The organism is Acidovorax delafieldii, assembly GCF_007993815.1.
Lineage (GTDB): Bacteria > Pseudomonadota > Gammaproteobacteria > Burkholderiales > Burkholderiaceae_C > Acidovorax > Acidovorax delafieldii.
In genome coordinates, this window is record NZ_VJWE01000017.1 from 193,462 (window position 1) to 213,463 (window position 20,002).

Genomic DNA, 20,002 nt, shown 5'->3' on the forward strand with positions numbered 1-20,002 from the left:
CAGCCTCGGCGGATCAGCCTTCCAGGGCTTTCCACATCTGGACATCACGCTCGGCGGTCCAGATGCGTGGGTCGGGGTATTGCGTGGCCTCGTCGTACGCACGGGTCACGTCAAACGGCATGCAGTGGTTGAAGATGACCCAGTGCCCGTACTTGGGCTGCAGTTGGGCAAACGTGGCCTCGTAGACCTTGCGCAGGTCCTCGCCCTTGGCCGCACTGGCCTTCACGCTCTCGTACAGGTCGCTGATGAAGGCGCGCGTGCCCGCCAGGCCCGCCTGCACCTGATCGGGCGTCTGCAGCGCGGCGCCCCGGCCGGGCACCAGCTTCTCGGGCTTCAGCGCCGCGATGTTGTCCAGGGTCTGCGGCCAGTCCTGGAAATACGCGTCGCCCGCATACGGCGTGGCGTCGAACTCCACCAGGTCGCCGCTGAACAGGATCTTTTCCTGCGGCAGCCAGGCCACCGTGTCGCCCTTGGTGTGGCCCCGGCCCAGTTGCAGGATCTGCACCTCCAGCTTGCCCAGCCACAGGGTCATCTTCCTGTTGAAGGTCATGGTCGGCCAGGTCAGGCCGTCCGGCACGCTCTCCACGTTCTGGAACAGGCGCGGAAAGCGGCCGATCTCGCTGTCCTTGTCGAACTGGCCGCGCTCCACGATCAGGTCGCGCGTGTCCTCGCTGGCAATGATGTGCTCGGCCCCGTACGCACTGGCCCCCAGCACGCGCACGGCATGGTAGTGGGAGAGCAGGACGTACTTGATGGGCTTGTCCGTCACCTCGCGGATGCGGCGGATCACGTCCTGCGCCATCACGGGCGTGGCCTGGGTGTCGATGACCATCACTGCGTCGTCGCCAATGATGATGCCGGTGTTGGGGTCGCCCTCGGCCGTGTAGGCATAGGCGTGGTCGGAGAGCTTGTCGAAGCTCACCTTCTTCACTTCGAGGTCGGCGGCGGAGGCAAAGGTTTTGACGGTGCTCATGGTGGTGATTTGTTAATAGTGAATGCGTTTATCTAAACGGAATGCGTTGATGTTAGGCAAGAAATTCGTTCATGTCTAACGCATTTGTTTAGGTGTAAACCCGAAGGGCGTGTGGATGCTGTGCTGCGTGGACAATCGCCCCATGCCCATGACGACCCCCGACCTGCCCCCCGCCGACGACGAAGACACGCCCCGCAGCCCGCGCGGCATCCAGAGCGTGGAGGTGGGCGGCCAGCTGCTGAAGGTGCTGGCACGCACCGGCCGGCGCATGGCGCTCAAGGACCTGGCCCGCGCGGCGGACATGACGGCCGCCAAGGCGCACCCCTACCTGGTGAGCTTTGGCAAGCTGGGCCTGATCGAGCAGGACGCCGTGAGCGGCCACTACGGCCTAGGCCCGCTGGCGATGCAACTGGGCCTCATCAGCCTGCAGCAGGTGGACCCGGTGCGCCTGGCCATTGCCGAGTTGCCCGCGCTGGCCCAGCGCATCGGCTACACCGTGTCGGCCTCGGTCTGGGGCGACAGTGGCCCCACCATCATTCGTGTGGAAGAAGGCCCCACCGCCGTGTATGTGGCCATGCGCCACGGCACCACGGCTTCTGTGCGGCACACGGCCACGGGCAAGGTGTTTGCGGCCTTCGGCCCGCGAGAGCGGGCAGCGGCTGCGCTGGCGGCCGAAGGGTTTGCGGGCGCTTTGGACGAGCCCGCCTTTGCGGCCGAACTGGAGGCGGTGCGTCAGCACCAGATCAGCGAGGTGACCGACCAGCTCCTGCCCGGCATCAGCGCGCTGGCCACGCCGGTGTTTGATGGGTTTGGGCAGCTGGTGCTGTGCATCGCCGTGATCGGCCCCAGCGCCACGCTGCAGACCGGGCCGGCCAGCCCGGCGGCGCAGCACCTGCGCGAGGCGGCGCGGAGTTTGTCGCAGCGCCTGGGGGCGCCGGTCAGCCCCGCGTAGCCCGTGGGGCGATCAGCCCGCTGCGCGCCCCAGCGCCTGGTCAATGTCCCACAGGATGTCGTCCAGGTCTTCAATCCCCACCGACAGCCGCACCATGTCTGCGCTCACGCCCGCGCGGGCCAGTTCCTCTTCGTTCAGCTGGCGATGCGTGGTCGATGCGGGGTGGATCACCAGCGTCTTGGCGTCGCCAATGTTGGCCAGGTGGCTCAAAAACTCGCAGGCGTCGATGAACTTCTCGCCAGCGGCTGCGCCGCCCTTCACACCAAACGTGAGGATGCCCGAGGCGCCCGGCGCGCCATCCACCGCGCGGAACTGCTTTCGCGCCAGGTCGTAGTACGGCGAATCCGCCAGGCCCGGGTAGTTGACCCACGCCACTTGCGGATGGCTCTGCAGAAACTTCGCCACGGCCAGCGCATTGCGGCAGTGCTCGCGCATGCGCAGGTGCAGGGTTTCGGCGCCCTGCAGCAGCTGCCATGCGTTCATGGGGGAGAGCACGCCGCCAAAGGTGCGGTTGACCTCCATGCGCGCCTTCATGGTGTAGCCAAAGTCGCCAAAGGTCTCGTAGAACTTCACGCCGTGGTAGGCGCGGCTGGGCTCGACCATCTCGGGGAATTTGCCGTTGTCCCATGGGAACTTGCCGCCTTCCACCACCACACCACCCATGGTCGTGCCGTGGCCGCCGATGTACTTGGTGGCGCTGTGCACCACGATGTCGGCGCCCAGCTGCAAGGGGTTGCACAGGTAGGGGCTGGCCACCGTGTTGTCGATGACGAGCGGCACGCCGTGCGCATGCGCCACCTCGGCCACGGCCGCGATGTCGAGCACGTTGACCAGCGGGTTGCCGATGGTCTCGCCGTACACGGCGCGGGTGTTGGGGCGCATGGCGCGTGCAAAGTTTGCGGGGTCGGCTGGGTCCACAAACGTGGTCTCGATGCCCAGGCGCGAGAAGCCCACGCCCAGCTGCCCCACCGTGCCGCCGTAGAGCGTGCTGGCCGCCACGATGTGGTCGCCGGTCTTCAGGATGGCCAGCAGCGCCGCCATCTGCGCCGCCATGCCGCTGGCGCAGGCCAGCGCGGCGCGGCCGTTTTCAAGGCTGGCGATGCGCTCCTCGAACACCGCCACCGTGGGGTTGCTGATGCGGCTGTAGACGTTGCCAAAGGTCTGCAGGTTGAACAGGCTGCTCGCGTGTTCGGCGTTGTCGAACACAAAGCTGGTTGTCTGGTGGATGGGTGTGGCGCGTGCGCCGGTCACCGGGTCGGGTTGGGCCCCGGCGTGGATGGCGCGGGTGCCAAAGCCGAAGTGGCGGTCGGCACCGTGGGATGTGGGCTCGGTCATGGCGGTGGCGTAGCCTGCAGTGCTGCGCAGGGGGTTGGGTGAAGGGATTTGAAAGAAATCGGCCGCAAGCGCTAGTGCAATATGCGCTGGCAGCTATCAATTTGCTAGTAAGGCAGCTGCCGCAGGCGCTTGGCGCTGATCACGCGCGTGTTCACGCCCATCCAGCCCAGGCCGCCAAACAGACGCGCGTGTTCGATCTTCACGCAGCGGTTTTGAATGACTTGCAGGCCCGCCGCCTCGGCGCGCAGGCCGGCGGCCTCGTTGAACACGCCCAGCTGCAGCCACAGGCACTGTGCGCCGATGGCGACGGCTTCGTCGGCCAGTGGCGGGATGTCCTCACTCTTGCGAAAGCAGTCCACCATGTCGATCTTCTGGCCTCGCGCTGCCAGCGCTGCGGCCGCATCGGTCACGCTGGCGTAGGCCGCCTCGCCCAAAATCTGCCCGCCCTCGCGCGCCACCAGCGGGTTGACCGGCACGATGCGGTAGCCATGCGCCTGCATGTACTTGGCGGCAAAGTAGCTGGGGCGGTGCCACTGCGGCGAAAGACCCACCACCGCAATGGTGCGGCAGGCGGTGAGCAGGTGGCGCAGGGTGCTGATGGTGTCGGGGGTGTGGAGCATGCGGACCAGTGTACGCATGGGCCAGAATAGAGAGAAGCAATCCAGCCAACGCATGCCATGAATCCCATAGAACAACAATTCTTCACCGACCTCGAAAAAAAGCTCTGGACCGCCGCCGACAAACTGCGCTCCTCCCTGGACGCCTCGGTCTACAAACACGTAGTACTGGGGCTGATCTTTTTGAAGTACGTCTCCGACGCATTTGAAGAACGGCAGAACGAGCTGCGCGCGCAGTTCCAAAACCCCGAGCACGACTACTACATGGACCCTGCCGAATACGGTGGCGTGGGCACGGCAGAGTACGAAGAAAACATCGCCGCCGAGCTGGAGGTACGCGACTACTACACCGAAAAAAACGTCTTCTGGGTGCCGCTAGAGGCCCGCTGGCAAACCCTGCGCGACTGCGCCCAGATACCGCCTGGCGACGCACTGCCGTGGAATGCGCAGGGCAAAGACACCCCCGAAAAAATGCGCACTGTGGGTTGGCTCATCGACAACGCCATGGAAGCCGTGGAGCGCGAGAACCCCAAGCTCAAAAACGTGCTCAACAAAGACTTTGCACGCACCCAGATCGACAGCCACAAACTGGCCGACCTGATCGCCCACTTCTCAGACACCCACTTCAGCCAACCCACCTTTGGCGGACAGGTGCTGAGCCTCAGGAGCAAAGACATCCTGGGTCATGTGTACGAATACTTCCTTGGACAGTTTGCGTTGGCCGAAGGTAAAAAGGGTGGCCAGTACTACACGCCCAAGAGCATCGTCACGCTGATTGTGGAAATGCTGCAGCCCTTCAAGGGCCGCGTGTACGACCCGGCCATGGGCTCGGGCGGCTTCTTTGTGCAGAGCGAAGAATTCATTTTCGAGCACAGCAAGCAACGCCCCAACGCGAAAGACCAAGCCCAACAAATTAGCATCTATGGTCAAGAGAGCAACCCCACCACTTGGAAGCTGGCCGCCATGAACATGGCCATCCGGGGCCTGGACTTCAATTTCGGTGGCGGACCGGCAGACTCCTTGCTGAATCCACTTCACATCAACCTGACCGAAAGGTTTGACTATGTGATGGCCAACCCACCTTTCAATATGAAGGAGTGGTGGAGCGCCAAGCTGGAGAACGATCCGCGTTGGCTGCCAGGTTGCACTCCACCGCAGGGCAATGCCAACTTTGCTTGGCTGCAGCACATGCTCTATCACTTGAACAACACCGGCAGCATGGCGCTGCTGCTGGCGAACGGCTCCATGAGCAGCAACACCAACAACGAAGGCGAAATCCGCAAGGAGCTGGTGGAGCGCGACTATGTGGAATGCATGGTGGCCCTGCCGGGGCAGCTGTTCACCAACACGCAGATTCCGGCGTGCATCTGGTTCCTCACCAAAGACAAAGCCAACGGCTTTAACCTGGACAAAAAGAAGCGCGACCGGCGCGGGCAATTCCTGTTCATCGACGCCCGCCAACTGGGCTACATGAAAGACCGTGTGCTGCGCGACTTTGAGCCCAAAGACATCCAGAAGATCGCCGACGCCTTCCACGCCTGGCAGCACGGCGAGGGCTATGCGGACGTGCCAGGCTTTTGCTACTCCGCATCACTCGCCGACATCCGCAAGCACGAGCATGTGCTGACACCGGGGCGTTATGTCGGCGCAGTGGAGCAGGAGGAGGCTGGCGAAGCCTTTGCCGACAAGATGACGCGGCTGACGGCGCAGTTGGCGGAGCAGTTTGCAGAGAGTGCCAAGTTGGAGGAGGAGATCAAGAAGAACTTGGCGGGGTTGGGTTATGCCTTTGAAGACTGAATCGCTGGCAGCCATGTGTGAGGCGGTGGTTGACTGTCCTCATTCCACTCCCGTATGGACAGATACTGGCTTCGTTGTTCTACGAAATCAGAACATCAAAGACGGGCGACTTGACTTGTCTGCCCCAAGCTACACGGACGAAGAACACTTTAAACAACGTGTTCGTCGCATGGCTCCGCGCCCGGGAGATATCGTCATCACTCGTGAAGCGCCAATGGGTGAGGTTTGCAAGATTCCTGAAGGACTCACTTGCTGTCTTGGGCAGCGGCAGGTGTTGCTGCGTCCGAAGGCAGGAGTAAATGCCGACTACTTGCTCTACGCGTTGCAATCACCAGTGGTGCAAGAACAGATTCGCTGGAATGAAGGAACTGGCTCGACAGTTAGCAATATTCGAATTCCAGTTCTCGAAAAGATCGAGATTCCAAGGCTGGGTGCCTCGGAGCAATTCATTGCTGCCGCATTGAAATCAGTGGACGACAAAATCGACATCAATCGCCGCATCAACCAAACCCTCGAAGCCATGGCGCAAGCCATCTTCAAATCGTGGTTTGTCGATTTCGACCCGGTTAAAGCCAAGATCGCCGCCAAGGCCGAAGGCCGCGACCCGCAGCGTGCCGCGATGACTGCCATCAGCGGAAAGGCTGACGCCGAACTCGACGCCCTGCCGCCCCAGCAATACGAACAACTTGCTGCCACTGCCGCGCTGTTTCCCGATGAGATGGAGGAGTCAGAGTTGGGAGAGATACCGATGGGGTGGATCGCAGGCAACCTTGGTGACATCTGCAATTTCACGGCAGGTAGCGCATTTAGTCCTGAGCACCAGGGAAGCGCTGAGGGGGATTATCCGTTTATCAAAGTTAGCGATATGAACCTTGTTGGCAACGAGGTATTCATCCAATCGGCAAACAATTACGTCAGTCAAGCTCGGCAATTAGAGATGAAGGCCAAGTTGCACCCACAAGGTGCAACAGTTTTTGCCAAGATCGGCGTAGCACTGATTTCAAATCGTCGGAGATTGCTGATCACCCCGACGATCATTGATAACAACATGATGTCAGCCAGTCCAATCGAGGGGAAATCAGCGTCGTATTTTTTATACTCAATGCTCAGTACAATCGATTTCAATACGCTTGTCTCTGGAACTGCGTTACCCTATCTCAACGTCTCTGATCTTCGGAAAATACCGATTGTTCGTCCGCTGGATGACGTTTGCCGGGCTTTCGAATTGAAGGCGGCTCCAATATTTTTGATGATGCAGAAGCTGGCTGCACAAAGCGTGACTCTTGCATCAGTTAGGGGTGCTTTACTGCCTAAATTGCTGTCAGGTGAAATTGAAGTATCTGGCTTGGATGAGGGCTGATCATGGAATTTTGGCGGCCCAAATATCATGAATACCTTAATTCCGAAGGGGATGTTGAAATTGTAGGATCAACGTTTCAACGGAGCCGCATTTTGAAGGAGTTGGAGCCCGAAACCTATCAATTGTCTTTCGAGGACTGGGTGGAAGAAAGAAAGAGTGGTCTGTGCGATGTGGCAAATCAAGTGCTTGGAGCTCATGACAATGCTCGGCGCTTTGAGGCATTGAAGAAAGCGTTGGCTTCACAAAATGTTGTCCCGTTTCTTGGTGCAGGACTTTCGATGCCAAGCGGCTATCCTGGTTGGACCCAATTTCTCTGGAGCCTGCAGGAAGAGTCACACGTTAAAGAGGCTGATCTTGAGTCTATTCTGAGCGCTGGAGACTACGAAGGGGCAGCACAGCTAATTCACAACGACCTTGGTTCGGCATTGTTCAATAAACAATTGCAGGAGTGTTTTGATAGAAGGTGCTCTGCAATTGGCTCAATCAACTTGCTTCCCCTAGTATTTCCAGATTCGAATGTGGTAACAACCAATTTCGATAAATTGCTTGAATCAGTATTCGCCGGGCAATCGCAGGGATTTGATCAAATAATTCATGGTAACAATATCGGAGAAGCACTGCGCATCTTGAATGCAGGGGGAAGATATCTATTGAAGATGCATGGCTCCTGTGAGTCGGTAGCAAATCGAGTACTGCTTCGTGATGAGTACAACCAAGCCTATGGAGATGATGGCATCGTTGGTCGATTTTTCTCTCGTTTTTTGTTCGGAAAGTCATTGCTTTTTATTGGGTGTAGTCTGGTGGCGGATCGCACCATCCAAACGATGGAGAAGGTCGTTGAATTGGAAGGGGCGCACACCCTTCCGCAGCATTACGCCTTCCTTGAGTTGAAGAGCGGCGTTGATCGCGTCGAGCGCAAGAAAGCGTTGGCAAAGGCCAATATATTCCCTATTTGGTATCCAGAAGGCGAGCACGATGAATCTATCGAGGCACTGTTGCTTGCGTTGATGGAGGCGCCATGAGCATCTCGGCAGAACAGATTGACTTGTGGCGTGGCTTGGCCTCTGAAACGCAGCGTTTGGAGTTCAAAGAAGCGCGCAACCAGTACGACACCACCAAGCTGTGCCGCTATTGCGTTGCCATTGCCAACGAAGGCGGCGGGCATTTGGTGCTGGGCATTGCAGACAAGCCGCCGCGCCCCGTGGTGGGCAGCCAAGCATTCCCGGACACCCAGGACATTACCGAGAAGCTGTTCCACTGGGTGGGCTTTCGTGTGGATGTTGAGGCTGTTGCCCACCCTGAAGGGCGTGTGGTGGTGTTCACCATTCCTGCCCGACCCAAGGGCACGGCTTACCACCACGAAGGTGCCTACCTGATGCGCTCAGGCGAAGAGCTGGTGCCTATGAGCGAAGACCAGCTGCGCAAGATATTTGCGGAGGGGCAGCCCAGTTGGCTGGAGAACCCTGCGCTGAAGGATGTGTCTGCGCAAGATGTAGTGCAGCTGCTGGATACGCAGACTTACTTTGACCTGATGCGCTTGCCCTACCCCACCGATCAGGCGGGCGTGCTGGCCCGTTTGCTGGATGAGCGCTTGATTGAGCGCAGCGCGGCGGGATTCAACATCTTGCACATCGGGGCGGTGCTGCTGGCCAAGAACATGCGGCAATTCCCAGACATCAGTCGCAAAGCCGTTCGTGTGATCGTGTACGCGGGCGAGTCCAAGATGCAGACGGTGTCTGATGTGACCGGTGAGCGGGGTTACGCGGTGGGGTTTGCCGGACTGGTGCAATACGTGATGGGCAAGCTACCACAAAACGAGGTGATTGAAGGGGCCATCCGCAAGGAGGTGAAGCTGCTGCCCGAAGTGGTGGTACGAGAGCTTTTGGCCAATGCGCTGATTCACCAAGAATTTGACATGGGCGGTGCTTCGCCTGTGGTGGAGGTGTTCAGCAACCGGGTGGAAATCTCCAACCCAGGCGAACCCATCGTGCCGGTGGAGCGCTTCATCGACGGTTACCAGTCCCGCAATGAGCGACTGGCCGACTTGATGCGCCGATTTGGGATTTGCGAAGAGAAGAGCAGTGGCATCGACCGGGTGATTGAAACTGCCGAAATCATGCAACTGCCAGCGCCCGAATTTTTGACCAGCCATCGGCGCACGGTGGTGGTGATCCATGGCCCGCGTGCGTTCCGGGATATGAACGGTAGCGACAGGGTCCGTGCTTGCTATCAACACTGCGTTTTGCAGTACGTGTTGCGCAAGCAGATGACCAATCAATCCCTCCGCGAACGGTTCGGGCTGTCTGAAAGCAGCGGCAATACGGTGTCGCAAATCATCACCGCCACTGTGGATCAGCGCTTGATCAAGAACGACCCGAACGCACCGGATTCAAAACGCTATGCACGGTACATCCCGGCGTGGGCCTGACCGTCATTTCAGTGCAACCCTCTGATTGGTCTGTGTGTGGTTCTAACTCTTTGATTTTTATGGATTTTCTTATTTCATCGCAAATCGCAGAAGCAGGAGTTGCACGGTGCAAGACTGGAACATGGGCTTAGCCGATCTTCCGATGTGTCGATTTTTCTCGTGTTTTTCGACATGTTTTTGCTACGTGTCGAAAGCATCGACACTCCACGGCCGTTGTGCGGCATGTGCCACTCGCTATCTCTGCGCAAATGCGAAATGGTCATTGCATGCTTGCTAAGTGGTTGATTGTTATGGATTTTTTTATTTCATCGCAAACCAGCGCGGGTGCAGGGGCTGCCGCCAGGGACTTCACATGCTGAACGAGCAACAACTCGAAGAACTCTGCCTGGGCTGGTTTCAGGATGCTGGCTGGCGGTTTGCCCATGGCCCGGACATTGCGCCCGACAGCAGCGCTCCGGAGCGCACCGACTACCGGCAGGTGGTGCTGCGCGAGCGGTTGCTAACGGCACTGGCGCGCATCAACCCGCAGATTCCGCCCGCCGCGCTGGAGCAGGCCGCACATGCGCTACAAACGGTGAGCGAGCCGCAAATGGTGGTGCGCAACCGCAGCGTGCACCGTTTGTTGCTGGGCGGTTTGCTGGTGGAGTTTGTGGTAGGGGACGATAAGAAGGCCGACCTAGTGCACTTCATCGACTTTGCGCAGCCTAGCAACAACGACTTCTTGGTGGTGAACCAGTTCACCATCACCGGCACCAAGCAGCCGCGCCGGCCGGATGTGATTGCGTTCATCAACGGCTTGCCTCTGGCGGTGGTGGAGCTGAAGAACCCCGCCAATGAACAGACGGACGTGTGGGACGCCTTCAACCAGTTGCAGACCTACAAGGACGAGATCAGCGACCTGTTCAACACCAATGCGGCCTTGGTGGTGAGCGATGGTTTCACGGCCCGCGTGGGCTCGCTCACAGCCAACGCAGAGCGCATGTTGCCCTGGCGCACCATTGCCAATGAAGACGACCGGCCCCGCTTGCAGATGGAGCTGGAGACGGTGGTGCGTGGCTTTTTCAAGCCTGAGCTGTTTCTGGACTATGTGCGGCACTTTGTGCTGTTTGAGCAGGATGGCGACCACATCGTGAAGAAGGTGGCGGGCTACCACCAGTTTCATGCGGTGCGTGAGGCGGTGCGCGCCACGGTGATTGCCGCGCAAGACGTGGGCAAAAGCGTGCTGGAGGTGCATGAAGAGCGCGCCACCTATGGCAAAGAGGTGCAGCCGGGGTCGCGCAAGGCGGGCGTGGTGTGGCACACACAGGGCTCGGGCAAGAGCATCACCATGGCCTGCTATGCGGGCAAGTTGCTGCAGCAGCCAGAAATGAAGAACCCCACGCTGGTGGTGGTGACAGACCGCAATGATCTGGATGGCCAGCTGTTTGCAACCTTCAGCGCCGCCAGCGACTTGCTCAAGACGACGCCTGTGCAGGCAGGCGACCGTGACGAGCTGCGGCAGATGCTGGCCTCGCGCGAGGCGGGCGGCATCATCTTCACCACGGTGCAAAAGTTTGCGCTTTTGGATGGGGAAGAGGCCCACCCATTGCTCTCCACCCGCACTAACATCGTGGTGATCTCAGACGAGGCCCACCGCAGCCAGTACGGCACCAAGGGGCGGCTGGACACAAAGACGGGGCGCTATGTGTTTGGCTACGCCAAGCACCTGCGCGATGCGCTGAAGAACGCCACGTTCATCGGCTTTACCGGCACCCCCATTGCACTGGAGGACAAAGACACCCGTGCGGTGTTTGGCGACTACGTCAGCATCTATGACATTCAGGATGCGGTGGATGACGGTGCAACGGTGCCCATCTTTTACGAAAGCCGCTTGGCCAAACTGGATGTGAACCAGGCCGACATTGATGCGCTGAATGCTCAGGTGGATGAAGTCGTCGAGGACGAAGAGGACATAGCCAGCCGCGAGAGGACCAAGAGCGAATGGGCTGCGCTGGAGAAGCTGGTGGGCTCCGAGCCCCGGCTGCAGCAGGTGGCGCGTGATTTGATTCAGCACTTTGAGGCGCGCATCTCGGTGGTGGATGGCAAGGCCATGATCGTGTGCATGAGCCGAGACATTTGCGCCCAGCTCTACAACGCCATCGTCAGCCTGCGCCCCGAGTGGCATAGCGCCGACCCCGAGCAGGGCGCCATCAAGATCGTCATGACAGGCTCAGCTGCCGACAAGGCGCTGCTGCAGCCGCACCTGTACAGCAAGCAAGTGAAGAAGCGGCTGGAAGCGCGCTTCAAGGATGTGCGCGACCCTTTGAAGCTGGTGATCGTGCGCGACATGTGGCTGACGGGGTTTGATGCGCCGTGCTGCCACACCATGTACATCGACAAGCCCATGAAGGGCCACAACCTGATGCAGGCCATTGCGCGCGTCAACCGCGTGTTCAAGAACAAGCCGGGCGGCTTGGTGGTGGACTACATCGGCATTGCCAACGAACTCAAGGCGGCACTGAAGGCCTATACCGACGCTAAAGGCAAGGGCGACCCCACGCACAGCGCTGCGGAGGCGCTGGCGGTGTTGATGGAGAAGATGGACATCGTGCGCGGCATGATGCAGGGCTTTGACTACAGCGCGTTTGAGGCCCAGGCCCTGCCACTGCTAGTGCCTGCAGCCAACCACATCCTGGGGTTGAAGGACGGCAAGACGCGCTTTCTCGACACCATGGTGGCGGTGGCCAAAGCGTTCTCGCTATGCGGCACGCTGGATGAGGCGGCTGCGTTGCGCAAGGAGATTGCGTTCTTCTCGGCCATCAAGGCGGCGATTGCCAAGTTCACCACGGTGGACAAGAAGCGCAGTGACGCCGAGAAAAACAGTGCGCTCAAACAGATTTTGGACAACGCCATCATTTCAGACGGTGTAGCCGATGTGTTTGCGCTGGCCGGGCTGGACAAGCCCAATATTGGGCTGCTGTCGGACGAATTTCTGGAAGACGTGCGGCAGATGGATAGCCGCAACCTGGCGGTGGAACTGTTGGAGAAGCTGCTGCGCGACGAGATTAAGGCCCGGGCACGCAACAACGTGGTGCAGGAAAAGAAGTACGGCGACCGGCTGCTGGAGACACTGCGCAAGTACCACAACCGTGCGGTAGAGACGGCTCAGGTCATCGAAGAACTGATCCAGATGGCCAAGGAGTTTCAGGCTGCGCTCAAGCGCGAAGACGCGCTGGGACTTGGACGCGACGAAATCGCGTTCTACGACGCACTCGCCAACAATGAAAGTGCCGTGCGAGAGCTGGGCGATGAAGTGCTGAAAAAGATCGCTATCGAGATCACTGAGAAGCTGCGGGCTAGCACTTCGGTGGATTGGCAGGTGCGCGAAAGCGTGCGTGCCAAGCTGCGCATCCTGGTTCGGCGGTGTCTGCAGAAGTGGAAGTACCCGCCTGACAAGCAGCTGGAGGCCGTGGAGTTGGTGCTCAAGCAGGCGGAGTCGTTGTCGAGCGCGTGGACGGTTTAGCGGAGTGGAGTTTGCGATGAGCCGTCCCGACAAAGTGCGGGGTCAGGCCGGCGACTTGTACTTGATGCTGCACCCATACGGCGCCGTCGTCGCCGCCGAGATCGGCTTGCCCGCCAGCGCTTCGCCCAGCCCCACCTTCACGTAGTTGGTGGCCTTCTCGATGTCGGCCGGGCGGGCCGAGGGGATGCTGTCGATGCCGCCCGCGTAGATCAGCTGGCCCTGCGGGTTGACGATGTACAGGTGCGGCGTGGTGCGTGCGCCGTAGCTCCTGCCCACGGTGCCTTCCTCGTCCATCAGCACGGCGGTGGGGGCGGCCTTGCGCTCCTGCTTCCAGGCCATCAGCTTGGCGGGCTCCAGGTAGTCGCTGCTGGCTTTTTCGGTGGAGTTGATGGACAGCCACACCACGCCTTGGCGGGTGGCGTCCTTCTGTGTGGCGGGCATGTTGCGGCTGTCGTAGTGTTTGCGCACGAAGGGGCAGCCGGGGTTGGTCCACTCCAGCACCACATGCTTGCCCTTGAAGTCCGACAGGCGAACGGCCCGGCCGTTGGTGTCCTTGAGCGTGAAGTCGGGCGCGGGCTGGCCCACGGTGGCGGCGGCCTGTGCGCCCAGGGCAACCAGGGCGGCGGTGGCAATCAACGTACGGCGAAGCAGCTTCATGGCGGGGTCTCCTGAAGGGTTGGCGGGTGGTCGAAAGCGGGGAGGGCTACAGCTGGGCGATGGTGGCGCGCACCTCGTCCACGCTGAGCACCTCGGTCAGCACCACCGGCGGCTTGCCGGGGCGGTAGAACACGTACACCGGCACGCCGCTGCGTCCCAGCGACGCCAGGGCGGCGGTGATGGCAGGGTCGCGGCGCGTCCAGTCGGCGCGCAGCAGGGCCACGTTCTTGGTTTGCAGGTCGGCGACCACGTTGGTATCCGCCAACGTGGTCTTCTTGTTGTACTGGCAGGTCACGCACCAGGCGGCGGTGAAGTCCACAAACACGGGGCGGCCACCGGCCACGATCTGCTCGGCCGCGCCGGGTGCCCAGGGCTGCCAGCCGGTGGCGGAGACCTGCGGGGACGACGTGGCCGCCTGCGTGGCAGGCATGTTGGTGACGTGCGGCGCAAAGGCCCAGACCAGCAAGGCCATGGCCGCGATGGACACCGTGGCCATCCACACCCGCGCCCGCCCGGCCAGCGACAGGGCCCACACCACCAGCGACAGGCCCACCAGCAGGATTAGCAGCGCACCGGCGCCGTCGATGCCGCTTTGCTGGCCCAGCACCCACACCAGCCAGACCACGGTGGCCAGCATGGGGAAGGCCATGAGCTTGCGGAAGGTGTCCATCCACGCGCCGGGGCGCGGCAGGGCGCGCGCCACGGCGGGCACAAAGCTGGCCGCCAGGTACGGCAGCGCCAGCCCCAGGCCCAGTGCTGCGAACACGGCCAGCGCCTGCGGTGCGGGCAGCGTGGCGGTCAGGCCCAGGGACGCGCCCATGAACGGCGCCGTGCACGGCGAGGCCACGGCCACGGCCAGCACGCCGGTGAGAAAACTGTCGGCCACCGGGTGGCGCGCCTGCAGGCTGGCCACCGAGGAGGGCAGGAAATGCCCGAACTCGAACACGCCCGCCAGGTTCAGCGCGATCAGCGTGAACAGCGCTGCCAGCGATGCCACCACAGCGGGCGACTGCAGCTGAAAGCCCCAGCCCACCGCCTCGCCCGCTGCGCGCAGGCCCAGCATGAGCGCGCCCAGGGCGATGAACGACAGCACCACGCCCGCTGTGTAGGCGATGCCGCTGATGCGGTGCGCGCGCCGGTCTTGCGCATGCTGTGTGAAGCCCACCACCTTGATCGCCAGCACCGGAAACACGCAGGGCATGAGGTTGAGGATGAGCCCGCCAAGCAAGGCGCCCAGCAGCGCGGCCGTGAGGGTGAGGGACGAGGCGCCGGAGGCTGCGGCAGGCGTTGCTGAGCCGCCAGCCTGCGCCGCATTGGCTTTGAGCGCGGCCTCCAGCGCGGGCGACACGCTGGCCACCGATGCGCCCTGCGGCCAGGTGCCCAGCACCTTCAGTTCGGCGCGATAGCCGGTGCGGGTGTCGGGGCCGGTGCCGTGGCCCGGGGCCGCCTGCTCGGCCAGCACCACGGGCATCAGGCTGGGGCTGGCGCTGCGCTGGGCCGACAGGGGAATTTGCGCGGTCCACACGCTGCCGTTCCAGCTCTGCTTCCAGCTCGCCGCGTTGTCGATGACCTCGGCGGTTTCGGGGAACAGGTCCAGTGTCTTGCCACGCAGCGCCACGGGCAAGCCCTGCACGCTGACGTTCAGCAGGTTGCCGTCCGCAATCTGCGCCTGGCTGTCGGGCACGATGCCGTTGGTGCCTGCCACCACGGCGCGGGGATGGGCCTTGGCGGCCGCCTCAAAGGCAGCACTGCTCAGTGCCGTGGTGCTCTGGATGGGCAGCTGCAGCGTGAATTCGCCTTCTTCGGGAATGCACTCCTTGCGGCACACCAGCCACGAGGCGCGCAGCTTGATGGTCGCGTCCTTGGCCAGCGGGCCGGGGGCATAGGTGCTGGCCACGGTGACGGGCACGGGCAGCAGCACCGTGCCTTCATAGCCATAGTTGGCCAGCGTGCCGATGGGGATCTTCTTGGGCAGGGGCCAGGCGATCTCGCCCGCGTCCAGACCGGCTGGCAGCGTCCAGGCCAGGTCGGTGGGCAGGCCAGAATCGCCAGGGTTCTTCCAGTAGGTGTGCCACTCGGGCTGGTGGGTGATCGAGAGGCCCAGCCACAGCGGCTGGCCGGGCGCCACGCCCTGGGGCGCATGGGCCAGCAGCTCGGCACGCACATAGGGCGTGGTGACCAAGCTGGTGCCTTGGCCTGTGGTTTTGGTGCCCAATTGGGCGCTAGCGCTAGTCCATAAAGCGCTGGCAGCTATAAAAAAGAGAGTGGCTGCAAGGCGGTGGAACAGGCGTGAAGGCATGGTGCAGTGTGGGAGCGGGCGGGGCGGGATTGGTTCCGGCGCCCTGCGCTCAGCCTGCGGGGCGATGGGACTGGCTGGCGGGAGATTCGCCCAGAACCGCTCGCCAGCCAGCAGCTTATTGTGTCGCCAGGCTCAATTCCGCACGCGGTGTCCACTTTTCTGCTTGTTTGCCCGCTTTGGGGGCTGCGACAAACAGCCGCTCCACCGGCAGCTTTTGCGCCACCAGGTAAGCGCGGATCGCCTGGCCGCGCTGCGTGGCCAGCTCGGCGGCCATGGCCTCGGTGGCGGGCTGGTGGGCCAGCAGCAGGGCTTCCATTTCGGGCACCGTGAGGTCCTTGGCCAGGCCGACCAAATTGCGCGGCTTGGGGATGTCGGCGCGGCGGTACACCTCCTTGAGCAGGGCGGGGTACTCGGCGGCCGACACGGGGGCGGTATCCGCCGGGTTGGCGCGGCGCTTTTCGGCCAGCACCCGCTGCTGCAGGTGCTCGCGCTGCAGGCCTTCGCGTTCGTCCGGCAGGCTGGCCGTGCCGGTCACGGTGATCTTGAGCGCGGGCCGGTCAGCCAGGGCCTTAGCCACCTTGTCCAGGCTCTGCTGCGCCTCGGGCGTCAGGGTGGCGCTGCCGGGGGCAAAGGGCACGTGGTTCATTTCCTCGCCACCACCAAAGGCGCTGGCCAGCAGGCTGAAGGGCGAGGTCAGCGCCTTGCCGATGAGGTTGACGATGATCTTGAAGATCACCGGGCCGATGCGGAACTGCGGGTCGTTGAGCGAGCCGCTGATGGGCAGGTCCAGGTCGATCACGCCCTGGCGGTCGGCCAGCAGGGCCACGGCCAGTTTCACGGGCAGGCTGTTGGGCGCGCCCTCCACGGGCTCGCCAAAGGTCAGCTGGTTCAGCACCAGCCGGTTGCTGGCGGTGAGCTGGCCATTGGGCAGCACCTTGTAGTTCACGTCCATGCTGAGCTTGCCGCGTTCGATGCCGTGCCCGGCGTACTTGACGGAATATGGTGTGAGCGGGGGCAGCTCCAGATCGCGCACCTTGCCGGTGATGTCGAGCGCCAGTGGCTTGGCCAGCGGGTTGAGCTTGCCGGTGACTTCGAGCGATGCCGAGCCCTCGGCGCGGCCGCGCAGCTCCAGGTCGGCCAGCACGGGATCACTGCCGGGCGTTTCGGAGGAGAACGCGCTGAGCTTGCCGGTCAGCTCCGAGAGGTCGGCCGAGTAGTTGGGCTTGATGAAAAAGTCGGAGAACAGCACCTTGCCGTTGACCAGGCTCACCGGGCCAAAGACCACCACGGGGGCCAGCGGGTCGGCCTGGGCCACGGCGGCCGTGGGGGTGGCAGCTGGCGCCGCCGAGGCGGCTGTGGCGGGAGCCGGTGCGGTGGGTGCCGCTGTGCTGGCAGCGGCGCTGGCTGCGTTGGCTGCCTGGGCCTCGGCCGGGGTCTTGGCAATGTCGCTCAGGTTGATGCGGCCTGCCTCGTTGATCGTGATGCGGGCAAAGAAATCGACCAGGCTGGTTTCCTTCACTTCCACGCGCGGCGCCGTTCCGGGTGCGGTGGCCACGGCCAGGCCGCGCAGGTTCAGGCTCTTCCAGGCCAGCAGTTCCTCGCCCACCTGGGCCTCGGTCTTGGGGGTGAAGGCGGCCGTGCTGTTGGCCCGCAGATCTTCGACCACCACATCGCCCGCCAGGCGCAGGCTGGTGCCCTTGTCGGTCTGCGTCAGCGCCACCTGGCCCCTGTAGCCCACGTCGGCGCGCAGCAGCTCCACCGACAGCTGACTGGCCAGGTAGCCGTCCAGTGCGTGCACCGGCAGGCGGGTGGCGTCGAGCTTGCCCTGGGTGGTCAGCGGTTGCAGGGCCAGCGTGCCCTGGTAGTCGATCGTGCCGGGCGCCGCCTTGCTGCCCTTGCCCGGCGCGGCGGCGCGGGCGGTGAGCGTGAAGGCCTCGGGCTTGCTGCCGTCGCTGGCCAGGTTGCGGGCGGTGATGCCCAGGGCGGTCAGGTCCAGCGCCACGGGGCGCGGCTGGGCGTTGTCGGCCAGGGTGACCGTGCCGCCCTGCAGCGAGAAATCGGCCACGCGCAGCTTCCAGGGCGCGGCGCTGTTGGCGGGGGCTGGGTCAGCGGCTGCAGTGGCGCCGCCTTGCGCGGCGGGGGCGGCCTTCTCCGATGTCAGCCAGCGCTCAAACATCCAGCGGCCATCTGCGCCGCGCTCCACTGCCAGTTGCGGCTGGGTGATGGCCAGGCGCTGCAGCGTAGCGGTGTGTGCGTCCAGGGGCACTTCGGCGCCTGCAATCTCCAGCTTGCCCAGGCTGGCCAAGGTGGTCTTGCCTTGCTTGACGGCGAGCTGTTCCAGCGCCAGGGGGCCCGCCTTGATCGTGACGCCTGTGGCGCCTGCTTGTGCCGCTGCGCCCGTAGGGGCTTGCCAGGTCACACCCACATCACCGCTGAGTTGACCGGTCACCGTGGGCTCCAGCGTCTGGGCCAGGTAGGGCGCGGCCAGTTGCAGGGCCAGGGCGTTCAGGGTGGTGTTGACCTGGGCCTTCTGGTCTGTGGCTTCGCCGGTGAAGCTGAGCGTGCTGCCCTGCAGGTTGAGCCCGCCCTTGAAGGTGAAGGGCTTGGCGTTGTCTTTGGCAAAGGGCAGTGCGATGTCGGCGGCCTCCAGCGCAAATTCGGTGGCCTGCAGGGCAGCGGCGGGGCGCGTGGTGGCGTCGGCCCAGCGCAGGGTGCCGCCGCGCACGGCGGCAGTGGCGATTTCGACCGCCCAGGCGGGGGCGGCTGCCTTGGCCTGGGCTTTGCCTTTACCTTCACCCACAGAGGCGGGGGACGCTGGGGCGGAGGCTGTGCTGGCGCTGGCCAGTGGCGAAGATGCCGCATCGGCAGATGCGGGCGCTGCAGGTGCGGTGGTTTTGTCCTTGGCGGGCGTTGCAGGCTGCGCAGGCGGTGCCAGTTGTGCCAGGTTGATCTGGCCGCTTGCATCGCGCGTGGCCGTGACCACCGGCGCCGTCAGCTCCACATGCTGCAAGCGCACGATCTGCTCCAGCGGGCGCACATCGGCCATGCCAATCTTCAGGCGCTCGTAGCTCAGCAGGTCGGCGCCCTGGCGGTCGGCCATGCGCACGCCGCTGGCTTGCACGGTGCCGCTCAGCTTCACGGCCATGCGCGGGTGCTGTTCAAAGGCCACCTTCACGTCCGCATCCAGCGTGGCGCTTAGCACCTTGACGGGCAGGTTGGCTGGCAAATAGCCCAGGTAGGGTGCGAGGTTCAGGCCATCCAGCCGGATCTGCGCGTCGGCTTTGCCGGTCTGCGCAAACGGTGTGCCCTCGGCGGACGAGTCAAAACGGCTGCCGTCCAGCGTGAACGCCAGGTGGGGCTCCACCTTCACCTCGCGCTGCGAGGGCAGGGTGCTGATGAAGGGCACTTTCAGCGTCAGCGCACGCACCTCGTGGGTTTCGCTGATGGTGTTGTCGATGAAGTCGATGCTGCCGCCCGTGAGCGCCAGGTTGTACAGCGCCAGGCGCGCGGGGCCTTGGTCGGGCTCGGGGTCGTTCTTGGGCGCGGTGACCTTGGCAATGATGTCGTCCACGTCGTAGCGGCCGTCGCCCAGGTGGGTGATGCGCAGGACCGGGTTTTCGATGGTGAAGGCGTCCACCACGGGCGCCAGGCGCAGCAGGGATTGCAGCTCGCCATCGGCATAGATGCGGCCAATGGTCAGCTGTGGGGGCGCACCATTGGCGCCTGCCACGGTCACGTCACGCAGGGCGAATTCCAGGCTCCAGGGCTCAAAGTCGATGCCGCCCACCGTCACGGTGCGCCCCAGTTGCTCGGACGCGATGCGCTCCAGCGGGCCCTTGACCAGCGGCGGAATGGCGAGCCAGGTGACCAGCCACAAGGCGATCAAACCCGCCAGCGCGCGGACGGCGGGGCGGAACCAGCGGTGCTGGCGCAAAGAGGCAAAAGAGACGGAGCGCAGGGAGATCGGCATGGCGGCAGGCTAGGGTGGGCGCTGCGGCCCCGGGGGCTGGCGAAAAACCAGAGGGGGTCGCGCGCGAGCCGCTATTGTCCCTGCAGTGCGTCAGCCGGGGTAAGCCATTGCA

Annotated in this window: 12 protein-coding genes; 6 read left to right on the forward strand and 6 right to left on the reverse strand. The window is 63.0% G+C overall.

The features are described 5' to 3' along the window. Positions 1-13 precede the first annotated feature (13 nt). Positions 14-973: an MBL fold metallo-hydrolase gene (locus tag ATF69_RS20445; RefSeq protein ID WP_146872097.1), complete on the reverse strand. Its 960-nt coding sequence runs from the start codon at positions 971-973 to the stop codon at positions 14-16. A gap of 142 nt (positions 974-1,115) precedes the next feature. Between ATF69_RS20445 and ATF69_RS20450 the strand changes: the two genes are divergently transcribed. Beyond that, the gene (locus ATF69_RS20450; protein WP_146872098.1) at positions 1,116-1,925 is read left to right on the forward strand and encodes an IclR family transcriptional regulator; all 810 of its coding nucleotides are present in this window, start codon (positions 1,116-1,118) and stop codon (positions 1,923-1,925) included. A gap of 12 nt (positions 1,926-1,937) precedes the next feature. On the opposite strand, the gene ATF69_RS20455 is transcribed toward ATF69_RS20450, so the two are convergent. After that, positions 1,938-3,260, reverse strand: coding sequence for an O-acetylhomoserine aminocarboxypropyltransferase/cysteine synthase family protein (locus ATF69_RS20455; protein WP_146872099.1), 1,323 nt, complete (start codon positions 3,258-3,260; stop codon positions 1,938-1,940). A gap of 104 nt (positions 3,261-3,364) precedes the next feature. Beyond that, entirely contained in the window at positions 3,365-3,880 is a 516-nt protein-coding gene (locus ATF69_RS20460; protein ID WP_146872100.1) for a CoA-binding protein, read from the reverse strand. A 57-nt stretch (positions 3,881-3,937) separates the two neighbouring features. On the opposite strand from ATF69_RS20460, the gene ATF69_RS20465 reads away from it, so the two are divergent. From ATF69_RS20465 to ATF69_RS20485, 5 genes are all read left to right on the forward strand, one after another. Beyond that, positions 3,938-5,674, forward strand: a complete 1,737-nt coding sequence (locus ATF69_RS20465; RefSeq protein ID WP_146872101.1) for a class I SAM-dependent DNA methyltransferase — start codon at positions 3,938-3,940, stop codon at positions 5,672-5,674. After that, positions 5,658-7,034 (forward strand): restriction endonuclease subunit S, encoded by a 1,377-nt coding sequence (locus ATF69_RS20470; protein WP_244303777.1) that lies wholly within the window; start codon positions 5,658-5,660, stop codon positions 7,032-7,034. Before ATF69_RS20465 ends, ATF69_RS20470 begins: the two co-directional genes overlap by 17 nt. A gap of 2 nt (positions 7,035-7,036) precedes the next feature. After that, entirely contained in the window at positions 7,037-8,056 is a 1,020-nt protein-coding gene (locus tag ATF69_RS20475) for an SIR2 family protein (protein WP_146872102.1), read from the forward strand. Further along, positions 8,053-9,462: an ATP-binding protein gene (locus ATF69_RS20480; protein WP_146872103.1), complete on the forward strand. Its 1,410-nt coding sequence runs from the start codon at positions 8,053-8,055 to the stop codon at positions 9,460-9,462. The genes ATF69_RS20475 and ATF69_RS20480 overlap by 4 nt, the downstream gene beginning before the upstream one ends. 352 nt (positions 9,463-9,814) lie before the next feature. After that, complete coding sequence (locus tag ATF69_RS20485) at positions 9,815-12,964, forward strand: type I restriction endonuclease subunit R (protein ID WP_146872104.1); 3,150 nt, start codon at positions 9,815-9,817, stop codon at positions 12,962-12,964. A gap of 42 nt (positions 12,965-13,006) precedes the next feature. Here the strand turns inward: ATF69_RS20485 and ATF69_RS20490 are convergent, their stop codons facing one another. The 3 genes from ATF69_RS20490 to ATF69_RS20500 form a co-directional block, all read right to left on the reverse strand. After that, positions 13,007-13,621, reverse strand: coding sequence for a thioredoxin family protein (locus ATF69_RS20490; protein WP_146872105.1), 615 nt, complete (start codon positions 13,619-13,621; stop codon positions 13,007-13,009). Between the two features lie 46 nt (positions 13,622-13,667). Next, positions 13,668-15,920, reverse strand: coding sequence for a protein-disulfide reductase DsbD family protein (locus tag ATF69_RS20495; RefSeq protein WP_167514377.1), 2,253 nt, complete (start codon positions 15,918-15,920; stop codon positions 13,668-13,670). A 115-nt stretch (positions 15,921-16,035) separates the two neighbouring features. Further along, positions 16,036-19,890, reverse strand: coding sequence for a DUF748 domain-containing protein (locus tag ATF69_RS20500; protein ID WP_146872106.1), 3,855 nt, complete (start codon positions 19,888-19,890; stop codon positions 16,036-16,038). Positions 19,891-20,002: the final 112 nt, after the last annotated feature.